31 protein-coding genes and 1 riboswitch are annotated in these 26,148 nt (G+C 32.0%); of the genes, 4 read left to right on the top strand and 27 right to left on the bottom strand.

The features are described from left to right. Positions 1–70: 70 nt before the first annotated feature. On the top strand, positions 71–1,612 hold the full coding sequence (gene guaA / locus OB7_RS08555) for a glutamine-hydrolyzing GMP synthase (protein ID WP_012579994.1): 1,542 nt from the start codon (positions 71–73) through the stop codon (positions 1,610–1,612). Positions 1,613–1,710: 98 nt separating this feature from the next. On the opposite strand, the gene OB7_RS08550 is transcribed toward guaA, so the two are convergent. Beyond that, entirely contained in the window at positions 1,711–1,926 is a 216-nt protein-coding gene (locus OB7_RS08550) for a hypothetical protein (protein ID WP_004101178.1), read from the bottom strand. 1,536 nt (positions 1,927–3,462) lie between these two features. Here OB7_RS08550 and OB7_RS08540 point away from each other — a divergent pair. From OB7_RS08540 to OB7_RS08530, 3 genes are read left to right on the top strand one after another with little or no spacing between them, the layout of a single operon-like run. After that, the gene (locus OB7_RS08540; RefSeq protein ID WP_012579993.1) at positions 3,463–3,996 is read left to right on the top strand and encodes an RNase H family protein; all 534 of its coding nucleotides are present in this window, start codon (positions 3,463–3,465) and stop codon (positions 3,994–3,996) included. Further along, positions 3,993–4,526, top strand: a complete 534-nt coding sequence (locus OB7_RS08535; RefSeq protein WP_114703061.1) for a flavodoxin family protein — start codon at positions 3,993–3,995, stop codon at positions 4,524–4,526. The genes OB7_RS08540 and OB7_RS08535 overlap by 4 nt, the downstream gene beginning before the upstream one ends. A 28-nt stretch (positions 4,527–4,554) precedes the next feature. Next, the gene (locus OB7_RS08530; RefSeq protein ID WP_147275529.1) at positions 4,555–4,752 is read left to right on the top strand and encodes a hypothetical protein; all 198 of its coding nucleotides are present in this window, start codon (positions 4,555–4,557) and stop codon (positions 4,750–4,752) included. Positions 4,753–4,779: 27 nt separating this feature from the next. Here the strand turns inward: OB7_RS08530 and OB7_RS08525 are convergent, their stop codons facing one another. The 26 genes from OB7_RS08525 to OB7_RS08400 all read right to left on the bottom strand — a co-directional run bounded on the left by OB7_RS08525 (position 4,780) and on the right by OB7_RS08400 (position 26,116). Further along, positions 4,780–5,415 (bottom strand): Dph6-related ATP pyrophosphatase, encoded by a 636-nt coding sequence (locus OB7_RS08525; RefSeq protein ID WP_012579991.1) that lies wholly within the window; start codon positions 5,413–5,415, stop codon positions 4,780–4,782. A 1-nt stretch (position 5,416) separates the two neighbouring features. Further along, a complete protein-coding gene (locus OB7_RS08520; RefSeq protein WP_012579990.1) occupies positions 5,417–6,145 on the bottom strand; it encodes an energy-coupling factor ABC transporter ATP-binding protein in 729 nt (242 codons plus the stop codon). After that, positions 6,132–6,821: a CbiQ family ECF transporter T component gene (locus OB7_RS08515; RefSeq protein WP_004101164.1), complete on the bottom strand. Its 690-nt coding sequence runs from the start codon at positions 6,819–6,821 to the stop codon at positions 6,132–6,134. Before OB7_RS08515 ends, OB7_RS08520 begins: the two co-directional genes overlap by 14 nt. Then, positions 6,796–7,095, bottom strand: coding sequence for an energy-coupling factor ABC transporter substrate-binding protein (locus OB7_RS08510; RefSeq protein ID WP_114703060.1), 300 nt, complete (start codon positions 7,093–7,095; stop codon positions 6,796–6,798). Before OB7_RS08510 ends, OB7_RS08515 begins: the two co-directional genes overlap by 26 nt. Continuing rightward, complete coding sequence (locus OB7_RS08505; protein WP_114703059.1) at positions 7,095–7,802, bottom strand: energy-coupling factor ABC transporter permease; 708 nt, start codon at positions 7,800–7,802, stop codon at positions 7,095–7,097. Before OB7_RS08505 ends, OB7_RS08510 begins: the two co-directional genes overlap by 1 nt. Continuing rightward, positions 7,799–9,070 carry a glutamate-1-semialdehyde 2,1-aminomutase gene (gene hemL, locus OB7_RS08500; protein WP_114703058.1) on the bottom strand — a complete coding sequence of 424 codons (1,272 nt, stop codon included), beginning with the start codon at positions 9,068–9,070 and terminating at the stop codon, positions 7,799–7,801. Before hemL ends, OB7_RS08505 begins: the two co-directional genes overlap by 4 nt. Beyond that, a complete protein-coding gene (locus OB7_RS08495) occupies positions 9,063–9,509 on the bottom strand; it encodes a precorrin-2 dehydrogenase/sirohydrochlorin ferrochelatase family protein (RefSeq protein WP_114703057.1) in 447 nt (148 codons plus the stop codon). Before OB7_RS08495 ends, hemL begins: the two co-directional genes overlap by 8 nt. Beyond that, complete coding sequence (gene hemB, locus OB7_RS08490) at positions 9,491–10,447, bottom strand: porphobilinogen synthase (RefSeq protein WP_012579985.1); 957 nt, start codon at positions 10,445–10,447, stop codon at positions 9,491–9,493. The genes OB7_RS08495 and hemB overlap by 19 nt, the downstream gene beginning before the upstream one ends. Further along, positions 10,444–11,838 carry a uroporphyrinogen-III C-methyltransferase gene (gene cobA / locus OB7_RS08485; protein WP_114703056.1) on the bottom strand — a complete coding sequence of 465 codons (1,395 nt, stop codon included), beginning with the start codon at positions 11,836–11,838 and terminating at the stop codon, positions 10,444–10,446. The genes hemB and cobA overlap by 4 nt, the downstream gene beginning before the upstream one ends. Further along, on the bottom strand, positions 11,829–12,671 hold the full coding sequence (gene hemC / locus OB7_RS08480; protein ID WP_114703055.1) for a hydroxymethylbilane synthase: 843 nt from the start codon (positions 12,669–12,671) through the stop codon (positions 11,829–11,831). The genes cobA and hemC overlap by 10 nt, the downstream gene beginning before the upstream one ends. Next, positions 12,668–13,786, bottom strand: coding sequence for a glutamyl-tRNA reductase (gene hemA, locus OB7_RS08475; protein ID WP_114703054.1), 1,119 nt, complete (start codon positions 13,784–13,786; stop codon positions 12,668–12,670). Before hemA ends, hemC begins: the two co-directional genes overlap by 4 nt. Then, entirely contained in the window at positions 13,776–14,513 is a 738-nt protein-coding gene (gene cobK / locus OB7_RS08470) for a precorrin-6A reductase (protein WP_114703053.1), read from the bottom strand. Before cobK ends, hemA begins: the two co-directional genes overlap by 11 nt. Further along, entirely contained in the window at positions 14,510–15,223 is a 714-nt protein-coding gene (locus OB7_RS08465) for a precorrin-3B C(17)-methyltransferase (RefSeq protein WP_041427202.1), read from the bottom strand. The genes cobK and OB7_RS08465 overlap by 4 nt, the downstream gene beginning before the upstream one ends. A gap of 3 nt (positions 15,224–15,226) precedes the next feature. Continuing rightward, positions 15,227–16,219 (bottom strand): cobalt-precorrin 5A hydrolase, encoded by a 993-nt coding sequence (gene cbiG / locus OB7_RS08460; RefSeq protein WP_114703052.1) that lies wholly within the window; start codon positions 16,217–16,219, stop codon positions 15,227–15,229. Beyond that, positions 16,191–16,949 carry a precorrin-4 C(11)-methyltransferase gene (cobM, locus tag OB7_RS08455; RefSeq protein ID WP_114703051.1) on the bottom strand — a complete coding sequence of 253 codons (759 nt, stop codon included), beginning with the start codon at positions 16,947–16,949 and terminating at the stop codon, positions 16,191–16,193. Before cobM ends, cbiG begins: the two co-directional genes overlap by 29 nt. Then, on the bottom strand, positions 16,950–17,588 hold the full coding sequence (locus tag OB7_RS08450; RefSeq protein WP_081578899.1) for an SAM-dependent methyltransferase: 639 nt from the start codon (positions 17,586–17,588) through the stop codon (positions 16,950–16,952). A 6-nt stretch (positions 17,589–17,594) separates the two neighbouring features. Then, on the bottom strand, positions 17,595–18,140 hold the full coding sequence (gene cbiT / locus OB7_RS08445) for a precorrin-6Y C5,15-methyltransferase (decarboxylating) subunit CbiT (RefSeq protein ID WP_114703050.1): 546 nt from the start codon (positions 18,138–18,140) through the stop codon (positions 17,595–17,597). Positions 18,141–18,145: 5 nt separating this feature from the next. Next, on the bottom strand, positions 18,146–18,745 hold the full coding sequence (gene cbiE, locus OB7_RS08440) for a precorrin-6y C5,15-methyltransferase (decarboxylating) subunit CbiE (protein ID WP_004101140.1): 600 nt from the start codon (positions 18,743–18,745) through the stop codon (positions 18,146–18,148). After that, complete coding sequence (cbiD, locus tag OB7_RS08435; protein ID WP_114703049.1) at positions 18,742–19,797, bottom strand: cobalt-precorrin-5B (C(1))-methyltransferase CbiD; 1,056 nt, start codon at positions 19,795–19,797, stop codon at positions 18,742–18,744. Before cbiD ends, cbiE begins: the two co-directional genes overlap by 4 nt. A gap of 1 nt (position 19,798) precedes the next feature. After that, complete coding sequence (locus OB7_RS08430) at positions 19,799–20,416, bottom strand: precorrin-8X methylmutase (protein ID WP_038042290.1); 618 nt, start codon at positions 20,414–20,416, stop codon at positions 19,799–19,801. After that, entirely contained in the window at positions 20,403–20,750 is a 348-nt protein-coding gene (locus OB7_RS08425) for a sirohydrochlorin chelatase (RefSeq protein ID WP_114703048.1), read from the bottom strand. Before OB7_RS08425 ends, OB7_RS08430 begins: the two co-directional genes overlap by 14 nt. Beyond that, positions 20,747–21,781 carry a nicotinate-nucleotide--dimethylbenzimidazole phosphoribosyltransferase gene (gene cobT, locus OB7_RS08420; RefSeq protein ID WP_114703047.1) on the bottom strand — a complete coding sequence of 345 codons (1,035 nt, stop codon included), beginning with the start codon at positions 21,779–21,781 and terminating at the stop codon, positions 20,747–20,749. Before cobT ends, OB7_RS08425 begins: the two co-directional genes overlap by 4 nt. Positions 21,782–21,841: 60 nt before the next feature. Beyond that, a riboswitch (cobalamin riboswitch) is annotated at positions 21,842–22,024 on the bottom strand. A gap of 55 nt (positions 22,025–22,079) precedes the next feature. Beyond that, on the bottom strand, positions 22,080–23,132 hold the full coding sequence (gene nagA / locus OB7_RS08415) for an N-acetylglucosamine-6-phosphate deacetylase (protein WP_114703046.1): 1,053 nt from the start codon (positions 23,130–23,132) through the stop codon (positions 22,080–22,082). 10 nt (positions 23,133–23,142) lie between these two features. Further along, entirely contained in the window at positions 23,143–24,051 is a 909-nt protein-coding gene (locus OB7_RS08410) for an SIS domain-containing protein (protein WP_114703045.1), read from the bottom strand. Next, positions 24,048–25,232 carry a carbohydrate ABC transporter permease gene (locus tag OB7_RS08405; protein ID WP_114703044.1) on the bottom strand — a complete coding sequence of 395 codons (1,185 nt, stop codon included), beginning with the start codon at positions 25,230–25,232 and terminating at the stop codon, positions 24,048–24,050. The genes OB7_RS08410 and OB7_RS08405 overlap by 4 nt, the downstream gene beginning before the upstream one ends. Beyond that, complete coding sequence (locus OB7_RS08400) at positions 25,229–26,116, bottom strand: carbohydrate ABC transporter permease (RefSeq protein ID WP_114703043.1); 888 nt, start codon at positions 26,114–26,116, stop codon at positions 25,229–25,231. Before OB7_RS08400 ends, OB7_RS08405 begins: the two co-directional genes overlap by 4 nt. Positions 26,117–26,148 lie beyond the last annotated feature (32 nt).

The raw sequence follows: 26,148 nt of genomic DNA, 5'->3' as shown, positions 1-26,148 counted from the left end.
TTTATATCATTTTTATCTTTTTTAGTCTCTTTAATGGTAAAATTTTTGAAAAAGTTTGGGGGGTGTTTTTTTGAATACTGTTGTTGTCCTTGATTATGGATCCCAGTATACTCAACTTATTGTAAGACGCGTTAGGGAAAAAGGTTATTATGCTGAACTACTTCCTTGGGACGCTTCAAAAGAAGAAGTTCAAAACTTAAATCCTGCAGCAATAATTCTCTCCGGTGGTCCTGCAAGTGTTTTTGAAAAAGACGCACCGTTTGTTCCTGACTATATTTTAGAATTGAACATTCCCATCCTTGGAATATGCTATGGCCTTCAATCACTAGTCCACAAATTTGGAGGGATAGTGGAAAAATCTCCAAAAAGAGAGTTTGGACATGCTGTATTAAAAGTAAAAGATGATCCTCTATTTGAAGGCTTACCTAAAGAGTTTGATGTATGGATGAGTCATTCAGACAGAGTCGAAAAATTACCAGAAGGATTCCTTGTTATTGGAGAGAGTGAAAATTCACCTTATGCTGCAATACGAAACAAAGATGGAACTATATACGGTGTTCAATTTCACCCAGAAGTTACTCATACAAGTTTTGGAGACAAAATATTGGAAAATTTTGTCTCTAAAGTCGCAAAGATGGAAAAAAATTGGAAAATGACAGACTTTATTGAAGAAAAGATAAATGAAATTAGAAAAGTAGTAGGTAATGACAAAGTAATTTTGGGACTTTCTGGTGGAGTTGATTCATCAGTTGTTGCACTGCTGCTTGACAAAGCAATTGGAAAAAATTCAATCCCAATATTTGTTGATACTGGTCTTCTAAGGCTAAATGAAAGGCAAGAAGTAGAAGAAAATTTTAGAAAATTGGGAATAGATATAGTCGTTGTTGATGCAAAAGAAAGGTTTTTAAGTAACCTAAAAGGAGTTGAAGATCCGGAAGAAAAAAGGAAAATAATAGGTCACACCTTTATAGACGTGTTTTATGAGGCTTCAATGAAACTCCTTGAAAAGCATGGAAATATAAAGTATCTTGCTCAGGGTACACTCTATCCGGACATTATTGAAAGTAAAGTTAGCGAACGGAAAGCTGCCGCAAAGATAAAAACACACCACAATGTAGGTGGACTTCCCGAAAAGTTACCTTTTAAAATTATAGAACCTTTTAGATATCTCTTTAAGGATGAGGTAAGAAAAATTGGAAAGATTCTTGGACTTCCTGATGAAATGATAAATAGACATCCGTTTCCTGGACCAGGACTTGCAGTAAGGATTATAGGAGAGGTAACAAATGAAGCTATAAAAATACTGCAACATGCAGATCATATATTCATTGAAGAGCTAAAGAAAAACGATCTATATGATAAAGTATGGCAGGCATTTGCTGTATTTTTACCTATTAGATCCGTTGGAGTTATGGGAGACTATAGAACATATGATAACGTTATTGCTTTAAGGGCAGTTAATAGCTTTGATGGTATGACTGCAGATTGGTCAAAACTTCCACATGAATTTTTAAATAAAGTTGCAAAAAGAATAGTAAATGAGGTAGATGGTGTAAACAGGGTAGTATATGACATAACTTCTAAACCACCTGCAACAATTGAATGGGAATAAATAAAGGCGACTTCCAAGGTCGCCTTTATTTTACCTCAAAATGTTTAACCTCAATTCCATTTTTTCTAAATGCTTTAAAAAACTTGTAACTTCCTCAATCATAGAAATATTATGATTTTTTCAAGTAAGACCAAAAACGTGTTATCTTTCTTTGATAGCACATCACCTTTTCTCAAAAATCTAGAAATATCAACACTGTTTTCAAGAGTAATATATATTGGGATGTAAATTGAATCTCTTAACTCAAAATTTTTTTCTAATAAAAATCTTGCAAAGTCATACGGAACAAATAAATTTTCTTTATTATAAAACATTCTTTATTAATTAAAGTATCTTTTCATGAGAACTTACATAGGTTAAATAAAGTAAATATTTGGATTTTTTAAATAATAGCTTGTAAGGGATACTAAATAATATATCACATCAAAAAATAATACTTCATACGTGTTTCTAAAATTTTTCACCCATACATTATACACTCCTTTTGTTAATAAATAATTAAATATTCTAGTCTTATCAAAATTTTGATAGTATTTAATTTGACCCTGGCCAAAGTAAAAATAGGTTAAATTAGAATATAAAAAAGGGCTATACCTGCTAAAATTGTTTTTGTACCAAATACAAAGCACCAAACAAGAAGGTGTAGCCCAACAATATTCACTTCAATATTATTTGACCACTAAAATTACTCAATAAATTATCTAATTTTGTCCTTGACAAGTCTAAAAGAATATATCTAAGAAAGTATCCTGATCATATCTTTGTTTTGATTTTATCTCTTATGTATTTAACTAATATTCAATCTATGTGAAGATTGTATGCTTATCTTGTAGAAGGAAGAACAAAAATAAATAATCTATTTTCTAGACAAACAATACAATATAGAAAAGATTATCAAATGATGATTAGATTTATTGAAAAATAATTTTTACATTGGTCAGGGTATTCCATTCTAAAATTATTAAATAAATAAAATAACTTTTTCTCAAAGCCAGGCCACCAAGCCTGGCTTTATTTAAAATAAATAGAAATGGGCGAATCATTTGAACCAGATAAAATATTTTACTTTCATCTTTCTTTTGTTATCATTTTCAATAGCTTTGTCTCAGAACACCCCAAAATCAATTAATACAAGCTCATTAAATGGACTAAAATAGAGAAAAATATTAAAATTAGGGGGGTCAATGGATTGATATAACTATAAATTCCATTCCCATAGTTATAACTCAAAAAAATTTTTCTAAATTCTATTGTAATTTTAAATTCTTAGAAATAAATTTTCATTCAAACACAGATATTAAAGTAGAAGTGCAATTTTTATCTAAGAGTTTTAACAACGAATTAGGTGAAATTTTAAATAACTTCATAACATTTTTCTCAAGAAACAATTTTTGCAAGTCGTATTATTATATTACACTTGAAGACTTTCAAGTTTCAAATATTAATCCCTTTAAAATAATACGATTTCCAAAATCTGGAAAATTTGTTTTATCACTAAAATTTGTTGAGTCTGATTTTTAGGTCAAACAAAGGCAGAAATTTATAAATTACCAATAAAGTTTACTTTTTCACCTACCGTTAAATGGTAGAGTCGGGATTTTATCCAGACTTTTTTTGTTTTCTTTATTTACAAAAAATGGTATACTTTAGTAGGGAGGATTGATAGCATTAGAATAATTAATAATCCAAGAATAAAAGATATAAGTATAGAATATTTTGGAAAAGATACTTCTGACTTTGAAAGTTTTTATTCCATAATACCAAGTGAATTTGAAATTACTTCAATAAAAAGATATAAATTTCAACATATATGTTACTTAAAAAAGAAAAATCAAATCTTGAAACTTCAAGTGTTTTTTAATAAAAAACGTGAAGCTACAGCAATAAAAATTTTAGCTGCAACCAGCAAAGAAGTAGCAAATGAGTTTGCCGAAAATATCCTCTGTATAAAGGTTTATATAGACGGCAGTTATTCTTCAGAAACCAAAAAAATTGGATTTTCAATAGTAATACTTTCACAAAAAATTGAAAAATTCTACAAAAGTATAGAAAATGAGGAACTTGCAAAACACAGAAATGTAAGTGGAGAAATCCTTGCAGTTTTGTACGCCCTAGAAATTGCAAAGCAAAAAGGATTTAAATGTATAACCTTATATTACGACTATGAAGGCCTTGAAAAATGGATAACGGGTGAATGGCGGGCAAAAACACCTCTTACAAGAGTCTACAAAGAAAAATTTTACAATTATGCAAAAGACATAAAGGTAAAATTTGAAAAGGTAAAATCCCACACAGGTGTAAAATACAACGAACTTGCAGATGAACTTGCAAAGTATGCAGTAGAAACAAATGAATCTAATATAGATTTTGAGGTGGTTATATGAAAAAAGTCTTGGTTATTAACGGCAGCGCAAGAAAGGGAAGAACCTTTGAACTTTTAAAAAATATTGCAGAAAAACTTCCATATGATGTAGAGTATATACACTTAAAAGAGTATGATATTAAAGATTGTCTTGGATGTGAAGTGTGTATAAAAAAAGATTTTTGCGTTATTAAAGACCAGGCAGAAGAGCTAATGGAAAAACTAAAATCTGCAGATGGTATTGTTCTTGGAACACCAGTCTACATTGAAAATGTTTCTGGAGTCTTAAAAAAGTTTCTTGATAGGACATGCAGATGGTATCACAGACCTCCTCTTTTAGGAAAACCTGCACTTTTAGTTGCAACTACCGCAGGAAGTTCCCTAAAAAAAGTTCTCCAATATCTTGAAGACGTTGTAACAACATGGGGAATGATCCCAACTGGGAAAATAGGTAAACGTGTTTCTGAAAAAAGAGTAGTAAGCAAAAAACAAATAAAAAAAATTTATAAATGCTATGGAAAAGCCACCAAAAAGATATATAAGATTAACTAAGTTAATAAGATTTCAGGTACAAAAAGCAATGGCAACAAACCTGCTTGATATAGATAAAAATTACTGGATCGAAAAAGGTTTAAATAAAAAAAATTACCACTACAAATTCTTTACAGATCCTTTCTCATACTTATTTTCAATTTCATTTGGAAAATTCATTTCAAATAAAATTTCTAAAAATGCAAAAAAGGTCAAAGAACAAAAATTAGATAAAGTCAACCAATAATTAAGGAATTCCCAGGTGGGAATTCCTTTACTCAAGTTCTAAAACAATATTTCTTTCTTTTTGAACTGTTCCTTTTACTTTAAAATCAACTGGATACTTAAATATAGGGCCATCGTACACAAAGGTATGAAATTCTCCATTTTCCCCGCACGCATCTACACCGATTTTTTCAAATTCATCTGCAAGATCAAAGGTTAAATCTTTTCCAAGGTACTTTTCAATACCTAAATCTTTTTTTAACGCAATAATCTTTGCCTTAAAACCAAGTGAAAGAAATTCACTTACCACATCTTTTCTTTTCTTTAGCCAAAGTGGTTCAAAAACTTCTACATCTTTTTTTGAACACACGTTTTCCACCCAATCGAGATGTTCTTGAAGATCAATATCTCCAAATATGCCAACTCCTCCTTTGACATACTCATCAAGAAAACTCAAAAAATTGTTTTCATATTCCTTCCAACTGCTACATTTTGTAATTAATCTAATACCAATACTTTGAGCTTGTTTTTCTAGTAAACTTTTTGGAAGTCCATGAGCTCTTGAATGAATACAATCTTCTGAGAGCATTGTAAAAAGATAATCTACTTTTTTGTATTTTTTTAGACCATAGTAAAGTGCAAGCATTGAATCTTTTCCGCCACTAAATGAACAAAATACCTTCATCCTATACCTCCAATCTTTTTATTAATGGAATTTTTAATCCTATCTTTTGTAAATCTTCTAACTGTGAAAATACATAATCTGGTGTTCCATGTAAAGCAACTGTTTTGTTGTCAATGACATAAATATAATCTGCCCATTCAAATGCAAAATCACTATCATGAGTAGAAATAATAACACTTTTTCCTTCCTTCGGAAGCTCTGAAATAATTTCTTGGACTTTCAAAAATGATTTGTAATCAAGATAAGCTTCTGGCTCATCTAGAAAGATATATTCTGGCTCCATTACAAGAATATCTGCAATGCTAACTAATCTTTTTTGCCCATAACTCAAAAACTGTGTCGGCTTATTTTTTAAGTGTTCTATTCCAAGGCGTTTAATAATTTCTTCAACCTTTTTCTTTACTATGTCTTTTCCAAAACCAAGATTAAAAAGTCCAAAAGAAATATCTTGATAAACTTTTGCGGCTAATAACTGTGTATCTGGATTTTGAAACACAATACCTACATGTTTTTTTAAAAGCCTTGGATTTTTAACTTCTAAATCATCAATAAATATTTTTCCTTTTTTTGGTTTTAAAATACCTGAACATAAAAGCATCAAAGTTGTTTTACCACAACCATTCCTGCCAAGTATTGCTATTTTTAATCCCTTTTTAAACTCTAAACTTATATCTTCAAGAATGTAATTCTTTGACTCATACGAAAAATACACATTTTCAAGCCTTAACATAAAAAACCTCCAAAGCAATAAGAACAATTTCAACCACAAAAGGAATTAAGATATACAGATTTAATCTATATTCCTTTAGAATCTCTATAGTACCGTTATAATTCCTACTTGAAAGTCCCATATAGCTTTCCTCAGAATATTTAATAGACCTGGAAAAAGCTCCGTACATAAGGTATTTCATACTGTTAATTGTATTTCTAAAATTTGAATAACCAAATCTTGCCGTTTGTGCAGTAATCATCTGCTCAACTACTTTGAGAAGTATATAAATCGCACGGTATATTAGAAATATTAGATCTTTTAACATTCTAAAATGTATAAAAGAAATAATATCAACAACTGGAGTTGTAAATATTAGAAAAAGTATACATGATGTTCCTGCAACACTTCTAACAAAAACCTTTAAACCCCTTTGAATTGTAAGAGATGAGAAATCAAAAAAAAGAGTTAAACTTGAAAGAAAAATAAACAAAACTATTACAAGGAAAAACTTCAAAAAATCTGTTATCTTAATTTTCCCCAAAAAGCACAGTAAAAATATAGAAGCAATAACTAGAAGATTTACAATATTACTAAACCAAAAAGTCAGAAAAAGCAAAGAAAAAGAAAATATAATTTTTGGTAAAGGATGAATATTTGAAAATCTATTATCATACGATATTTTTTCCGCTATCATTTTTTACCTGCCTTTTTCCTTTTAAAATTCCAAAATAGTATCCTATTATCAAAGCACCAATTGCTGCCTGCAAGGAAAATAACAGACTTTCAATTTCTCCACTTGGTGGTTCCCAAAGTGGTGAAAACCACGGTGAATAATCTTGATTAATTTGAGATATTACCTCTTCTGCCATACCATCTGCACCCGCAAATTCAGCACCACTGTTAATAATCAAAGAAAAAATTACTATTACTAAACTTGCTACTAACATGTATATGTGTTTTTTTTCCATTATCTTTCACCTCCAAGAGCAATCTCTTCGTTGTATTTTAGAATCATATCCAAAACCACAACAGTCAAAAATCCTTCAATTATTGCAAGTGGAATCTGAGTTACAGCAAAAATTCCAAGAAATTTTGCAAATGAATACCACATACCATATGATTTATCTGGAAATGCCAATGCAAGTTGAAAAGAAGTTGTTACATAGGTTAACAAATCTCCCAAAAATGCTGCTAAAAACACTGCAAGTGTTCTTTTACCTGTTTTCATAAGTAATTTATACACAAAATAACTTACAAGTGGACCAACAATTGCCATTGAAAACACATTTGCTCCAAGAGTTGTTATACCACCATGAGCTAGAAGAAGAGCCTGGAACAGTAGAACAATAGCACCAAGTACGGTCATAGTAGTAGGGCCAAATATTATCGCACCAAGACCTACGCCAGTAGGATGTGAACAACTTCCTGTAACAGAAGGTATTTTCATTGCAGAAAGCACGAACGCAAATGCCGCAACAAAAGCAAGTAACATCTTTTGTTTAGGGTTTTCTTTTAATATCTTTCTAATAGCAAAAAGTCCGTATGTAAAAAATGGTATAGAAAGTATGTACCAGAAAGTGGCATGGGCTGGTGGTAAAAAACCTTCCATAATGTGCATGCTAAATCCGAATGATGGAATTACAAAAACAAGTATTAAAACCATCAAAAACCTCATAGCTTTCCCTCCTTAAGTTTTTTTGAAAATTTTTCAAAGTAATATACCGTTTTTTCTATGTCTTCCTTTGAATGAGAAGATGAAATAAATAAACTTTCAAAAGGTGAGGGGGGTAGTAAAATACCGTTTTCGAACAAATATTTAAATAGTTTTTTGTAATTTTCAACGTCAGAATTCATTACTTTTTCATACGAATTAACCTCTTGTTTGCTAAAAAAGAAGGAAAGCATACTTTTTATTCTATTAACCTTAACATAAAAATCACCTAATGCACTGACAATCCCTTCTTCAAAATACTTTCCTAATTCGTCTAATTTAGAATAAAAACCTGGATCATTTTCAATAATTTTAATAGTCTTAATGCCAGCGGCAAGTGTTAGAGGATTTCCAGATAATGTACCTGCTTGATAAACTGGCCCTTGTGGAGATACTAATTCCATTATTTCTCTTCTTCCACCGTACGCTCCAACTGGAAGTGCTCCGCCTATAATCTTTCCAAGGGTTGTAATATCTGGAAGAACATTGTAATAACCTTGTGCCCCATTAATAGATACTCTAAATCCAGTTATAACCTCATCAAATATCAATAGTGAACCATATTCTTTGGTTATCTCTCTAAGGCCTTCTAAAAATCCTTGCTTTGGAAGTACAACTCCCATATTCCCTGCAACAGGTTCAACAATAACGCATGCTATATTTTCTCCGTATTTATCAAATAACTCTTTTACACTTTCTATATCGTTGTACCTTGCAACTAACGTATTTGAAACTATCTTCTCAGTAACACCTTTTGAACTTGGAGTTCCAAATGTCAATGCACCAGATCCTGCTTTTACTAAAAGCCCATCTGAATGTCCATGGTAGCATCCCTCAAACTTTACTATGAGTTCTCGATTCGTATACGCCCTTGCAAGCCTTATAGCACTCATAACTGCTTCTGTTCCAGAATTCACCATTCTTACCATTTCAACCGATGGAATATGCTTTACAATTAATCTTGCCATTTCTACTTCAAGTTCATGACATAAACCATAACTGGTTCCCAGCTCTGCTTGTTTTTTTATTTCTTCAACAACTTCCTCGTGTGCATGACCTAAAATAAGTGCACCCCAGGATTGTATATAATCGATGTACTCTTTGTTGTTTATGTCTATTAATTTACTTTTTTTTGCACTCTTGACAAAAATTGGTTCCATCTCCACAGATTTAAACGCCCTTACTGGACTGTTTACACCACCAGGCATATATTTTTTTGCTATCTCAAACATCCAATCCCCCCAAATATCTTTTTATCTTTTCTTTTAAATTTTTTGCCCTTTTTGGAGAATTACCAAAGCTTGAAACCGCAACTATAAAGTCTTTGTAGTTGAAAAAAGCCGGCATTAAAAAATCACAATATTCTTTACTTGTTGCATTATTTACAAGAACATTTTTATTTTGTGCATCCAGAAAAATCTGCTTATTTGTTCTCTCATCATTTGTTGCAGCAATAACTATGTCAAAGCCATCTAAATCTGAAGAGTCATATGCTTTTCTCACAAGCTTTATACCTTCCATCTCTTTTATCTCTCTACAAAAATCCTTTGAAATTACTGTTATTTCAACTCTTCCAAGAAGGTATTTTATTTTTCTTGCTGCAACTTTTCCTCCACCTACAATCAAACATTTCTTACCTTTTATGTTTAAAATTACTGGCAAGTAATCCATCTTGCAACATCCTTTGCATGATAAGTTATGATTATATCCGCTCCTGCCCTCTTCATACTAGTTAAAATCTCCATCACTATGTCCTTTTCATTTATCCATCCCATCTTTGATGCAGCCTTTACCATTGAATATTCTCCACTCACGTTGTACGCCGCAACTGGAAGATTAAACTTTTCTTTTGCAAGATGTATTATATCTAGATAAGAAAGTGCAGGTTTTACCATTACTATATCTGCACCTTCTTCAATATCAAGCTCTATTTCCATTAAAGCTTCTCTTTTATTTGCATAATCCATCTGGTAAGTCTTTCTATCTCCAAATGCTGGAGCAGAGTGAGCCGCATCTCTGAATGGGCCATAAAAAGAAGATGCGTATTTTACACTGTAAGACATTATAAGGGTATCTGTAAATTTATGTTCATCGAGTTTTTTTCTGATTTCGTAAACCCTTCCATCCATCATATCAGATGGTGCTACAATATCAGCTCCCGCTTCTGCATAGCTTAGTGCAATATCAGCTAGTACAGTCAAACTCTCATCGTTTAAAATCACACCATCTTTTACAATTCCACAATGGCCTTCTTTTGTATATCCACACATGCAAACATCTGCAATCAATACAATATCTTCAATTTCTCTTTTTATTTGTCTAAGTGCTTTTGGAATTATCCCAGAAAGTGCACACTCTAAATTCTTTTCCTCAGGCACTCCAAAGAGTATAAAACTTTTTATACCATATGATCTTGCTTCCTTTATCTCTTCAATTGCTGTATCAATAGAATATCTAAAAATACCTGGCATCGAATCTATTTCCTCTTTTAATTTGTAACCGTCCTTAATAAATAGAGGATAAACTAGATCATCCACACAAACCTTATACTCTCTTACAAGGCTACGTATAATCTCATTTTTTCTCAATCTTCTAGGCCTCTTTATCAAGATCTATCCCCCTTTTTCAATATTTCCTTGCAAAGTTCTTCATAAGTGTATTTTTTTGGCATTATTTCAACTTTGTACCCATGATCTTCTATACATTTTTTAGTAACAGGCCCTATCGCACATATCTTTTCTTTATTAAGTTTTGCCATTCTAAGAAAGAATAAAAATGATGAAGGGCTTGTAAAAATAACATAATCCATTTCTTTTTTTAATACTTCATTTAAAACCCTCTTCATTCTATAGTTCTCAATTGTTTGATAAATCTCAATCTTTTCTATGTTTTCCTCATTTATATTCTTCCCCAAAGTCGACGTTATATATGCTGCCTTTTTTCTTTTATCAATCATTTCAAATAATTTTTCAGAAAGCTCTTTTTCAGGTATAATATCAGCAAATACGCCAACTTTTTCAAATTCTTTTGCTGTCTTTTCACCGATTACCGCTATCTCTGCTTTTAGGCTTCTTAAGTCAATTTTGAATTTCTTTAACCACTTTAAAAATAGCCGTACACCGTTTTTACTTGTAAATATCAATATCTCATATTTATCCAAATTTTTTGCAAGGTATTTAAGTTTTTCAACATTTTCTTTAATATAAAAGGTTGGAACAAAATAAAGTTGTGCACCGCTTTTCTCTAAAATTTCAAAATCCTTGCTATACTGAGTTGTAATTAATATTTTCTTTCCAAATAACTTTCCGCCTTCAAACCAATTTATTCTCTTTTTTACAACATCCCCTACAACCAAAAGCGAAGGTGAATCAAATAACTGGGTATTAAGATCCTTAACTAATGTCAGATAAGTTTTTTGTAGATTTGTCGTTCCGTTGTTTATAACCGCACAAGGTGTGTCAGGTAAAAACTTTTCAAGAAGTTTTTCTTTTACAAAATCTATGTTTTTTGAAACCATTAGAAACACTATAGTACCACTATCTTCATAAATTTTCGTGTCTTTACTATGTCCTGTATAAACATGAAAGTGTGAAGAAATACCTCTTTGTGTAACAGGTATTCCTGCATAAGCTGGTGCTGCAATTGCTGAAGTTATACCTGGAATTATTTCTACTTTAATTCCTCTTTGCGTTAAATAGTCAAATTCTTCCCCACCTCTTCCAAATACAAACGGATCTCCACCTTTTAACCTAACAACCACATTTGCCTTTCTTGCCTCGTCTTCTAAAATTTTGTTTATCTGCTCCTGAGTTTTGGAATGATTTCCTGCGACTTTACCAACATATATAAGCTTTGCATCATCTTTTGCAAAATTTAAAAGATTAGGATTTATCAGATGATCATAAACCACACAATCAGCCTCTTTTAAAACTTCTAATCCCTTTAAAGTTATTAATTTCAAGTCTCCAGGTCCGGCACCAACAAGGTAAACTACTCCCATCTTATCTCTCCTAACACTTCATATGCTCTTTCTTTATCAGCTACCAACCTTTCTCTTGTCTCATTTTTAAATATGTGAAAAACCAAGTTATCATCATTCTTTTCACAGTAAAAACCAAACGGCGTGTTACAATCAAAACCTGAAATAGAAAGAACTTTTCTTTCTATTTTTGAAACATATTCTGTATCAGGATCTACAATTTCATCTTTTACCTTTTCAAATAAAGGTAAAAATTTAGATGTAAATTCGAGTGCTAAAATTCCTTGGCATGGTGCTGGAACAACTTGCTCTATCGAAAAATAATTAGTAATTTTTTTCTCAAGCCCAAGTCTTTTTAATCCTGCCGCAGCAAGGACAATTCCATCAAGCTCACCGATTCTTTTTAGCCTTGTATCAACATTTCCACGAATGGGTACTATTTCAATGTCTGGTCTTAACATACTTAATTGAAACATACGTCTTTTACTTGAAGTTCCTATTTTTGCACCACTTTCTAGCAAAAAGAAATCATTTTTTCCAACAAATACATCCCTTGCATCTTCTCTTTTTAATACTGAAGTTAGATACAGTCCATCTGGAATCTTACTTGGCATATCCTTCATACTATGAATTGCTATATCAATTTCTCCATTTAAAAGGAGCTTTTCAATATCACTTACAAAAACTCCTTTTCCTCCTATTTTCTCAACTGGCTTTTTTACAATATCTCCCTTTGTTTTGATTGGTATAACTTCAAATGAAACGTTCGATAACTTACTCTTTAACCTTTCAACAACCATATTAGTTTGTATTAAAGCTAGTTTGCTTCCACGTGTCCCAACCTTTATCTTCATAATCTTTCACCCTTTAAATATTGGATATGATAACTTGCCATTCTATTTGCGCATCTTCTAAGACTTTCCTTTATCTTTTCAAGATTTTTGTTATCCTCAACTTTATTAACAAGCCTTTTAAATTCTTCTTCCACAACAATGTCTCTCATCTTTATTACATCTTCTATCTTTTCTTTCAAATTTCGTGAATAATACCAATTCAAAAATTTTTCTATTCTTTGCTCCAAAATTTTTTGCATCATATCTATCTTTTCTTTTCTTAATAAGCTATACTTTTCAGAAATCTTTTGTAGATCATCAAGTGTGTATAGATCATGTAACTTTGAAAGCTTTGGATCTATATTTCTTGGCATTGAAAGATCAATAAACAATATTTTTTTTCTTGTATTAACTTTTTTCTTTTCAACGACATAGTGTGGGGCATTAGTAGCACTAATTACAACATCACTCTTTGAAATAAACTCATACTTTTTTGAAAAATCAACCAAATGTACTCCCGGATATTTATTTTTAATTTCTAAAGCCTTGGACTTTGTTCTGTTGGATATATATACATTTGCATTTCTATCAACAAGATACTTAACCACCTTTTGCCCCATTTGGCCTGTACCTATCACAAAAATGTCTTTTTCTGAAATTTTTCCTTTTAATTCCTCAATTAACTTTACAGCAATATAACTTATTGAAAGTGGAAATTTTGAAACTCCAGTTTTTTCCCTAACCTCTTTTCCGACTGAAATTGCTTCATTAAATATTCGCTTCAACAATTTTCCTTCACAAAAATTTTTGTATGTATTTTTTACTTGTGAAAGAATTTGATGCTCCCCAAGAACCATGGAATCAAGTCCTGATGAAACTTTAAATAGATGTCTTACAACATCAAGCCCTGTTCTTTGTATCAAATATCCTTCTACATTTTCATCTAAATCAAAAGGTAGTTTTTTTAAATCTCCAATAAAATATATTTCTCTTCTATGGCACGTTTTAAGCACGGCGATTTCATCTACTTTACTTTTTAAAAGCTCAATAATTTCTTTTTCATCAAAATCAAACTTTTCCAAAATATAAAGAGGAGCATTTCTCCCTATGCCTATCATTTTTAGATTATTCAGCATCCTTTATCACCCTCATTAGTTCATCTATACTGCTTACCTTTTTCCTACCAACTTCTTTAGGTCTTTTAACAATAATCAAATGTATTCCAAGTCGTTTTGCAGCTTCTACCTTTTCAAAGAGATTACTCTCCTTTGTAACAACTACCTGGGCCTCTGTTTCTTTAAACAAAATATAATTAAGCTCCTTAGAAAACGGTCCCTGCATGGCTATTATATTTTTGGGTAAAATATTCAAATCCTCACAAACCTTTATTGATTCAACCGTTGGAAGTACCCTCACAAAAACATTCTTTGAATCAATCAAATCCTTATACACTGCCAAATTCTTAGTCCCTATGGTTAAGAAAATATTGTCAAAATCATAGCATTTTTCTTTTGCCTGACTGTGTCCTTCCACATATATTGCATTTTCATATGAAACTTTTTCTTCTTCCTCTAAGTACCTTATATAATCCACATTTAGTTCTTTTGAAACTGAAAAAGCTATTTTACTAATAATAGTTGCAAAAGGATGAGTTGCATCGACTATAACTTTGATATTGTTTTCCAAAATTAAACTCTTTAGACTTTCTCTATCAAGTTCTCCATATACAGCCTTTAAATTTTTATTTTCATTTATTAATTTTTTTCCATACTCTGTTTTTGTAGAAACTAGCACTTTATATTTTCTTGAAAGCGCATCTGCGACTTTTCTTCCTACACTTGTTCCAGATAAAACAAGTATCATTTGTACCACCTTGGTGTAATTAATCTTCCAAAATTTTCGTATGTATATTTGTTTCCAACTATCACTGTTGTATTCATGTCTATAAAATCGATGTTTTCAAATATTTGAGAAAGCTCTATTATTCTCATACTAAAATCTGCTCTGTAGCAATTTTTTACTAATGCTACTTTTGTTTTAGCCGGCTTGTTATCCACAATAACCTGAAATATTTCTTTAGTTTTTTCCAATCTAACCTTGCTTATGGGGTTATAAATAACCATCACAAAATCTACCTTGCAAGCAAGTTCAACTCTTTTCTTTATCTCTGAAATGTCCACGTTATAATCTGAAAAGCTCAAGACAACAAAATCATTGCTTATAGGTGATCCCAAAATGCTAGCACAGGCATTTAAAGCAGAAATACCAGGAATAATTTCAACATTATCTGTTAAATTTAGAATTATACTTGAAAGGCTGTAAATACCAGGATCTCCCCCACAGACAAGACAAACATCTTTTCCTTCATTTGACAACTCCACTGCTCTTTTACATCTTTCCTCTTCTTGTCCCATTTTGTATTTGTATATCACTTTTGATTTTATTAACTCTGCAATTTGCTCGACATATTTTTCATAACCTATTACCACATCACATTTTTCTAACGCATCCTTTGCCCTAAACGTTAAATACTGCAAATCACCTGGTCCAATTCCCACAAGTTTTATCATCATATATCACCTATCCTGATAAATTGAAAGTACCATTCCATCTTTTTTTGAATAAAACAGTTCCTTTCCCATGTTACTTTCAAGGTACCCAACTGGTCTTGCAACTGACCCCACACCAATTATTTTTTTTACAAACTCTGAGCCTTCAAACAAACTTTCAACCTTTTTAATATCCTCAACCGAATAAATCTTAAGCGGTACATTTAAATACTTTGAAAGTTTTAGCAGCGCATCTTCTTTCTTTTTTAATTCGATAGTTGCAATTGCTCTAATGCTATTTTTTGACAAATTTAAAAATACAAGCGAGCTTTCAACAAATTGCAAAAGCTTTTTAAATTCTAAATTTTTCTTGCAACCTATGCCTACTACTAGATTTTTTGGCCTTAATATGACATGTGGTTTTTTGGAAAAAACAACTTTGTTTGTAATATAAACCTGTGCTGTTGAATCAATGTAGCTTTTACTTTCAACATCTATATCAAGTTCAGAATCTAATATGAAGTCGACATGTTCCTTGTTTACTATAGCTGCACTAACCTTTGATAGATCTTCTCGCCTTTCTATTTCAAAACCATACCTTTTGGCTATCATATCAATTGACTCAATACCATTTACATCTGATGCAGTAGTTATAACAGGTACAGCGTCTAAAATTTTTGAAAGCCTCTTTGCAAGTTCATTTGCCCCACCAACGTGTCCAGATAGGAGGCTTATAACAAATTTTCCTTTTTCATCTATTACAACTACTGCTGGATCCTCAAATTTATCTTTCAAACAATCTGCTACCACCCTTACAACGATACCTGTTGCCATGATAAAGACAAGAGCATCGTACATTTTAAAAATTTTCTTTACAAACCTTTTCAAAGGAAAATTTATAATTTTTGCTCCGTTAAATTTAAAATCTTCTTTTACATACACATCACATTCAATAGAATTAAAAAGTTTTTTTGAAAGTTCTGCACCGTTTTTAGTTATCGAAAGAACTGCTATCTTCATATTCTGACCTTCTATACATGTGAGAAAATGTTTTATCATACAATTTCGATCTTGTCTTAATATCTTCCAAGAAACGTCCCACATATATCAACGCTGTACTTTCAATGTTTCCTGCTTTTTCAACAATATCCTCAAGTGTACCACTTACGACATTTTCATCTTTCCAGCTTGCTTTGTACACAATTGAAATTGGTGTATTACTTGGATAATTTCTCTTTAAAATATCAACAATCTCTTTCAGGTATTTTACACTTAAAAACAAAACCAAGGTTGCATTGTGTTTTGAAAGTTTTTCTAGTTCTTCCGGGACATATGTTCTTTTTCCATACCTTGTAATAATGACTGTTTGGGTAATTTCAGGAACTGTAAGTTCTCTTTTCAAACTTGCAGCACCAGCAAATATAGAACTTACTCCAGGAATAATCTTGTATGGAATACCTTCTTTTTCTAAAAGCTCTATCTGCTCATTTATTGCTCCAAACAGCGATGGATCACCTGTATGAAGTCTTGCTATATCTTTATCTTTATACCGCCTTATTACTTCTAATATTTCTTCCAACGTCATCTTCGAGCTATCATATACCTTTGCATTTTTATCTGCAAAGTTTAATATCTCTGGATTTACAAGAGAGCCCGCATAAATAACAACTTGACAACTTTTCAATATCTTATATCCCTTCAAAGTTAAAAGCTCCGGATCCCCTGGACCTGCTCCAATAAAATAAACCATTTATTTTATCCCTCGCTTTGCAATAATTATCGAAAGATACCCAATACTTTCAGGAATATCTTCTACAAATACCCTTTCATTTTCAAAACCAAGGTTTTCAAAGATGTATATTTTAAAACCTTTATCTTTTAAAATATCAACTATTTTCAAAAAATTTCTGTTTGGCTTTATAACCACTATATTGTCAAAAATGTTAACTGCTTTTTCTAACAGTTTCAAATTAGTTCCTGGAACAACTGAAATACCTTCGTCTTTTAACGCAATTGGCAAATTAATCTTCGATGCTGCTAAAGAAAAAGAAGTAATCGTTGGAAATACCTTTATCTCTATTTCATATTTTTTTGCAACATCCATTATGTAAAGAAACGTGCTATAAAAAAGTGGATCCCCGATTGATACAAAAGAAACATTTTTATTTTCTAAAAGTGATTTTAAAATCCTTGAGACATCTATCTTTATGTCTTTCCCCATTGGAAAATCAATAAATTCTATATCTTTTTGAACATATTTTTTAACCAGCTCTGCTGCAATTGACCCGCTTTCCGTTCTTGGGCAAAATATATATTTAGAACTTTTAAGTGCCTCAATAGCCGCCAATGTAATATTATCTTCTGGGAAAATTCCAACACCAAATAGTATAAGGATTCACCTCCAAACGGTAATTATAAATATAGGGTTTCTTGCTATAAACATTCTTTTTTTATGTGAACTTAATTTTGTTACTCCAACCTGTATTATTTCTTTCTTCTGCTCTTTGTAAAAATTATCAATCATATACAATGTTTCAAGCGTTATAGATGTTGCTACAATTATTCCACCATTTAAAATTTTTCTTTCTACAGTCGTTAATAATTCAAGAGTCTTATCCTCACTTCCCCCTATAAATACCTTTGTCGGAGAAGGAAGAGCTTCAAGAGCCTGTGGAGCTTCTCCCAATATCACATCAATATTTTTTGCTTTTGCCCGCCTTATATTTTCGTTTATTGTCTTTACCCTCTCCAACTTTTTTTCAACAGCAAAAACCTTCTTGCACAAAAAGGAGGCTTCTATTGAAACTGCTCCACTTCCTGCACCTATGTCCCAAAATACATCCTTTTTATTCAAATTAAGCTTTGAATACACAATTGCCCTTATTTCAGATTTAGTAATAGGTGTATTTTCATGCAAAAAAAATTCATCATCAAAATACATAAGATCTACTCCCCGAGAAGAAGAACAAGATTTATTCCAAATTCATATTCATACTCTGCAAGTTCTTTCAAAGTAAATCTACAAATCTTTTCATTCTCATACGAAAGATTTTCTCCTACAAAGATCACGTAATCAGTACAACTTGCTTTCCTCAAATCTTTTGCTATCTTTTGCGGCGTATTTACCTTATCAGTAAAAATGAATATCTTTTTGTAGTTTAATATTTCTTCTAACTTTCCTTTTCTTCCATGAAAGCTCACAATCTTTGCATCATTAAGAGAGACTTTTAATTTAGATGCCATGTATTGAACACAACTTATTCCAGGGATAATTTCAATTTTTTCTTTTCCAAAGTTTTTAAGTAACGTGTTGGCTATTCCATATAACAATGGATCACCAGAGGCAAGAATTACTACACCATCTCCTAATTTATCAATGCTTTTCAGATCAAAATTCCTATCATACGGTATTTTTTTGGCCCTTGTATCAAATTGTTCAAGTAATCTTTGGCCTCCTACCAGCACTTTAGCTTCTTTAATTTTTTTAAGAGCATAAGAAGTTAAAAGTTTTGGATTGCCAGGTCCAACTCCAACCACCGTTATCATTTAAAATCACTCCAGGTCTTTGCAAGATGCCCTTTTTTTAGTGAAAATATCTCAACTTCTACCTCAAGACACCCCTTTACGTATTGAGTGCATTTTTCTTTGATCCTTAGTGCAAGATTTTCAAAAAAATCTTTTCCAACTTTTCCTTCTATTAAATCGAGTATTTCTTCAGTTGTGTTTGCATTCATAACTTTTTCTAGAATACCTCTATCAAGTCCATACAATGAAAGGTAAGCAGTAAAAATCTCATTTCTTGCATCTGCAATGTAACTGTAGGTATTGAAAATTCCACCCGCTACTTTTATCATTTTTCCAATTTGACCCACAAGATATACTTTTTTTATTCTATGCTTGCAAGAAGATTCAAGAGCAAAACCAACGTAATTTCCCATAGTAACAAGCGGCATCTTAGAAGAAAGAGTTGTAAAATTTTTTCCATAATTTCCAAATACAAGACAAATTTCATTACTTTCGCTGCTTGCCATTGAAATTTCAAGATCTATTGTTTTTTTATACGCCTCATCTGACAAAGGCTCTACTATGCCTGTAGTACCAAGTATTGAAATACCTCCGATTATTCCAAGTTTGGGATTAAGCGTTCTTTTAGCAATGTATTTTCCTTCCGGTGCAAAAATTGTAATTTTTACATTTTCTCCTTCTGGTAAAACCTTCTTTACTTCACTTTCTATCATTTTTCTTGGAACAGGGTTTATTGCATAATCTCCTACTTGCAGTGGAAGACCTTTTTTTGTAACTACCCCTATCCCCTCTCCACCGGTTATTAAAAACTCTTTCGATTTTTCTGCTTTAGCATATATTATCATGTTGTGGGTAACGTCTGGATCATCACCTGCATCTTTTCTTACCCCACAAATAACTTCTCCTTCTTTTCTTTCGATGTAAAAAATATCAATCTCTATCTCTTTTCCAATTGGAAGATCTATTTTTACACTCTTTAAAATTTCATCGTTAAAGAGCATGTAAGTTGCTGCTTTAGCTGCTGCAGTTGCGCAAGAACCAGTTGTGTATCCATACCTTAATTCCTTTTTCATGCTACTCCTCCAACAGTCTAAAAAGCGCATTAACAATTGCAACTGCTACTGTACTTCCACCTTTTCTACCTTTTGTAATAATAGAAGGTACATCAAGCAAATTTAAAACTTCTTTCGACTCTTGTGCTCCAACAAAACCTACAGGAACACCTATAACTAGTTTTGGTAAAAATGATGAATTTTCAATATATGAGCAAAGAGTAAATAATGCAGTTGGTGCATTTCCAATAACAAAAATATCGTTATTTTTTTCCTCAACTGCTTTTTTCATAGCAAGAATTGAACGTGTACAATTGGAGATCCTTGCTTGATTTATTACATCCTCATCATCTATGTAGCATTTTACTTTCACGTTATACTTTTCCAAGAATTTTTTACTTATTCCAGCCTTAATCATCTTTGTATCAACTACAATATTGGCACCGTTTTTCACAGTTTCTTTAAAAACTGATATAGGATCATTTTTAAATCTTAAGAGTTCTTCAAATTCAAAATCGGCAGTTGCATGGATTACCCTTGTTACAATATCCAAGTAACCTGGTTTGTGTTCTTTTTTCAAATTTTTTCTTATAATTAAAAAACTCTTTTTCTCTATTTCAAAAGGATCAGTATACTTCACTTTTTTCAATCCTTTCAAAAAGAATATCTGAAACCTTTTTGTCGTACAAAATAGGTTTTAATATCTTGAACTTTATTGGATATTTTTCTAAAATTTCTGGAATATCTTTTTTTATATGCATTCCTTCAAATAAGAAAAGTGGAAGAACAACTATTTCCTCGACCTTTTCTTTCAAAAATTCCTTTACAGCATCTTCAATACTTGGCTCGTTAAATTCCATAAAGCCCAATTTGCAATTTTTGTATTTTCTTTGTAAGTCTTCAAAATATCTGTATACAATCTCTTTTGTTTCTTGAACTCTACTACCATGAGCAACCAATAATATACCCTTCATTTTACATCCTCCAAATTCTGGTCAATTCCCTTTGAAACATTGGCTGAGTCAAAGGTAGCCATCTCCCTTATCATCTTTATAGCTGCTTCTATAAGTGGCATAGAAAGAACTGCTCCTGTTCCCTCACCAAGTCTCATATCAAGATCGAGAATAGGACGCAAATTTAAAGAATCCAATATAACTTTGTGACCTTTTACGTAAGATTTGTGTCCACTAAATACGTAATTTATAACATCTTTGTCTAAATAGTAGGAAATTAAAAATGCCGAAGTGGTGGGAAAACCATCAATTACGACAGGAACTTTAGAGTGTGCAGCTTCAAGTATAAATCCTGCCATTTCACCTATGCAGTATCCTCCAACCTTTGAAAGAACATCTATTGGGTCATTTGGATCAGGCCTGTTAACTTCAATTGCTCTTAATATTGCCTCTCTTTTCCTTTTAATTCCTTCGCTATCAAGCGGTGTTCCAATGTCGATAATATCATCAATGTTGTATCCAAATGCAACAGCAATCGCAGAAGCGGTTGTGGTGTTCCCTATCCCCATATCCCCCACAGCAAGAAGATCTGCTCCTTCCTCTATTGCCTCTCTTGCTATTTTTTTACCAAGCTCAATGCACTTTTCTGCTTCCTCTCTACTCATTGCAGGACCTTTTGTAAAATCTTTTGTACCATAACCGACCTTCATTTTTATCAATGAATGATTATCTTGAAAATCATAATCAACGCCTGCATCAACCACATAAACCTTTGCACCAACATGTCTTGAAAAGACATTTATTGCAGCACCACCATTTAAAAAGTTAAAAACCATTTGATAAGTAACATCCTTAGGATATGCAGAAACTCCATTTTCTACAACACCATGATCTGATGCAAAGACGTATACTCTCTTGTCGTTAAACAATTCTGGAATTTCTTTGTTTTGAATAAGTGCCATCTTTAGTGCGATGTCTTCTAGATATCCAAGACTTCTAACCGGTTTTGTTAAGTTATTTAGCCTATCAATAACCTTTTGTTTTAAATCCACAAAATCCCCCCTTTGAATATATCTAAACAAAAATTTCCACAAAAAGCCCCTAGCTTTTGTGGAATTGCTACACCTTAGGCAGGTCTCCCGGCTCCCGGATCAACCTACTCTCCACGCCTTCCCAGGAAATACTCCCAGTGGCATTCTGTGGATTTCGTCCCCGGTTACGGTTGCTGGGCAGCCCCGGCCTTTCACCGGCGTTCCCTTTTAAACCGCTTTGGTACCCAAGGTGTTAACATTATATTCAATTTTCTGTATGCATTATACCACCAATTTTTACCTTTATCAACTTAGACTTTTAGTTATAAACTTTGATTATTTGCAAATCTTGATTTAAAAGCACAAATTTTGCAGGATATCCTTCCTTTATTCTTCCCCCATCTATACCTACGCTCTTTAGAGCGTTATAAGAAGATACCTTTGATAAATCCTTTAATGAGCAATTAGTAACCTTTTTAAAGTTTCTCAGTCCATCACTAAATTTCAGAGTACTCCCAGCAAGCGCACCATTTTCTAGCCTTGCTATACCATCTTTGACTTTAACCAGTAACCCTCCAAGGTCATATATCCCATCCTTTAAACCTGCTGCAGAAATACTATCTGTTACAAGAATTATCCTATCAGGTCCAAGTAATTTATATACAAGTCTTAAAAAATCTTGCGAAAGATGTATTAAATCTGGAATAATCTCAACAAATGGTTTATAAAGAAATACGCCACCAACAATCCCTATTTCTCTGTGGTGAAGTTGTGGTAGAGCATTTGGAAAATGCGTTATCCTATTTACTCCAGCCTCATATGCTTTTTTGAAAATATCAAATGTAGCATTTGAATGCCCTATAGATGCTGCTACTTTATTTTCTTTTAGTATTTTCAAAAGTTCAAAAAAACCTTTAATTTCTGGTGCAATTGTCATAATTTTTATTCTTTCAAGGTCTATAATTTTTCCATCAAAATCAGTTATATACTTCTTGTTTTGAGCTCCAGCCCTTTCTTTGTTTATAAAGGGCCCTTCAAGATGTAAATAAAATAGTGAAGAATGCTTTGCTGAAGAAAATTTTTTAATAACCTTTTCTAACATTTTAAAATCCGCAGAAACTGTTGTTGGAAAAAGATAAGTAACGCCTTCTTTTTCAACAAGATCTGCCCATTGTTTAAATTCTTCTTTTGTACTCTGCATACAATCTATTCCCATGAATCCGTGTGTATGTGTATCAGCAAACCCTGGCATTAAAACGTATTTGGGAGTACAATCATATTTTCTTATACTCAATATTTTATCTTCAAACTCAATGCTTCCTGTAAATTCTCCATCAATAGGATCCACAATAAGGACATTTTCAATTAACATATTTTCACCTTCAGATTATCACACTTTTTGAAAGTTTTTCTGGTTTGTCTGGGTTTAAACCTTCAACTACGGCCTTTTTAAATGACAGAACTTGAGAAAATATCATTTTTAAAGGTGTCTCAAGTCCATTATCGTATTCTATATCAATATCACCATTTCTACCTAGAAGTATTACTTTAGTATATTTTTCGAGATCTTTCTTTAGATTATACTCATTTTCCGTATCTTTTGAGTTTATAACAACAAGGGAATGTTCAGAAATTCTTGAAACAGGTCCATGTCTATACTCAAGAGGTTCATGATATTCTACAAATTGCTTTGCCATCTCTTGCATCTTTAATGCTCCTTCTTTTGAAATACCATATTCCTCATCAAACCCCAAAAAGATAAAGTGATTATATTTTTTTAAATCAAGATTTTCTATAAATTTCTCAGATTCCTCCAGTACTTTACTTGCCTTTTCAACAATACTATACCTTTTCACTAGAAAATGCAAAATAGAAACAAAGGAACCAGTCATAACTATGCTTTCTTCGTGTAAAAAGTCAAACACAAACGTTTCATCACAAATCTTTTCAAGAGTTGTTCCTTTTTCGCATGTAATACCAATTGTATGTACTCCCTTTTCTTTAAAAATCTCTGCTGCTTTTACAGTTTCAGTTGATTCTCCAGTGCGCGAAATAAATATACCTACATCGGCATCTGGAACATAGTTAAAAGTTATAACCTTTCCACCAGTTAAAACTTTGGATTTGATCCCAAATTTTTCAAGGATGTATGAAGCAGTCAAAGAAAGGTTAAATGATGAACCACAACCAACAAAAATATATCTTTTTTCTTTGTTAAACTCAAAAGAGTAATTTTCAATTCTTTTCAAAAGTTCTGGAATTCGTTTTATTTCAGAATATGTATAGTTCATCCTTTTAAAGCCCCCTTTGTAATTCCTGAAATTATATGTTTTTGGAATGCAAGAAAGATTATTATAACCGGCAACCCTATTATAGACGATGCCGCCATAAGTCTTGGCCAATCTATCTGATTTAGCTTCTGATACAGGGCAAGTCCAACCTGTACCGTCCTCATTTCTCTTGAATTTGTCATAACAAGTGGATAGAAAAGATCATTCCACGTGGCAATAAATGTATTTATAGCCATCACCGCTATTGCCGGTTTTGAAAGCGGGAAAATTATTTTAAAAAGAATTTGGAATGTATTTGCACCATCCACATAAGCTGCCTGCTCCAATTCTATAGGAAGTTGCTCTATATACTGCTTTAATAAAAATATACTAAACGGTGTCACAAGCATAGGAACCGTTAAGGCAAAATATGTATCTATCCAACCTATATTTTTCATTATGATAAATATTGGTATAATCGTAACTTGAGGCGGTATCATCATCGTTGCAAGAACTATTGAAAAAAGCACATTTTTTCCAAAGAACTTTCTTCTTGCAAACGCATATGCAACCATAGTAGAAAATATGATATTTCCGATAACTACTATCGTAGAAACTATCAAACTGTTAAGGATATACCTTGAAAACATATCTTCTTTTAACACATTGATAAAATTAAGCAATGTTGGAAATTTGTATTTTACCTTTACATCATCAAGGTAATACTGACCATCAAAATTAAAGACCAATTTTGATACATATTTTAAATTTATCTCCTTCAGGTCTTTATAATCAATAATATATTTTTTCCACTCACCAGTTGCCTTAAAGTTTTTTGAAACGCTCTTTGAAAAAGCATCCCTTATTTCGACTGAAAAATCTCCTTCACCTTTTACCCAGAATTCTATATACTTTGCAACACGTAAATCCAATTTATCAACAAGAAGCTCTACTGGACCACTTGCCAAAATTGATCTAGTACTTTGTGGCGATTCATTTACAATTGAAATTTTTCCTTTTGATTTTACTTTACGCCTCAAATAACTCATATATTTAATTTCAAAGTCATTTATATACCTTTCTTTTATAACTTTTGTAAGATTACCACTTGGAATAACTGCCGTATAAAACATGGAGAACATTGGAAAAAGAGAGATTATAAGCAAAATAAACATTATTGTTAGCAAAATCGCCTTCTTCATATACTTTCACTCCTAAGTAATTTTCCCTGTACCAGTGTTACAAGGAAAATAATTAACACTAGAACGTATGCAATTGCAGAAGCATACCCCATTTCAAAGTTTCTAAACCCAACAATGTACAAGTAATGTACAATAGTTTGAGTTGAATTCATAGGTCCTCCACCTGTCATGGTAAAGATCTCAGAAAAGATTTGAAATGATCTGATCGTATTTAACGCAATAACAAAATACAAAGTTGGCTTTAAAAGTGGTAGTGTTATTTTAAAAAAGATCTTTGATTTACTTGCACCATCTATTGCTGCAGCTTCATATAATTGCTGCGGTATACTCTGAAGACCTGCAAGAAAAAGTATGGTATAATAACCAATAGCTGCCCATACGTCCATTATCATTATGGACAAAAGTGCAGTTTTTGTATGAGCAAGCCAGCTTGTAGGAATGGGATTCATTCCAAAAAACTCCAACATTTTATTAAAAAATCCATCTGCGCTGTAAAGATACATCCATGTGGTTGAAATAACCACCATAGAAACAACTGTTGGAAGAAAAAAGCCAGCTTTAAATAAATCCTTTAATGGTAGAAACTTACTGTTTATTAAAACGGCAAGTAATAAAGAAATCACCGTTGTAAAGGGAATAGTTCCAACAACAAATATAACCGTATTCTTAAGCGCTGTTAAAAATACTTCATCATGAAACATGCGTATATAATTTTTTAAGCCTACAAAATTAAAATCTGGACTTAAAGCTGAGTAGTCAGTAAAACTCATGAAAAACGAGTAGGCAATAGGAAAAACTCCAAAAGCTGCAAATAGTATCAAAAAAGGTAGCAGAAGCAAAAACGTTTCAACATTGTATCGTGTTTTTCTCTTCAAAATAACCACCCCAAAATCCCCTGCCTTTTGGGCAGGGGAAA

This window comes from Thermosipho africanus Ob7, from assembly GCF_003351105.1.
GTDB lineage: Bacteria > Thermotogota > Thermotogae > Thermotogales > Fervidobacteriaceae > Thermosipho > Thermosipho africanus.
This window is presented reverse-complemented; position numbering and strand designations above follow the sequence as displayed.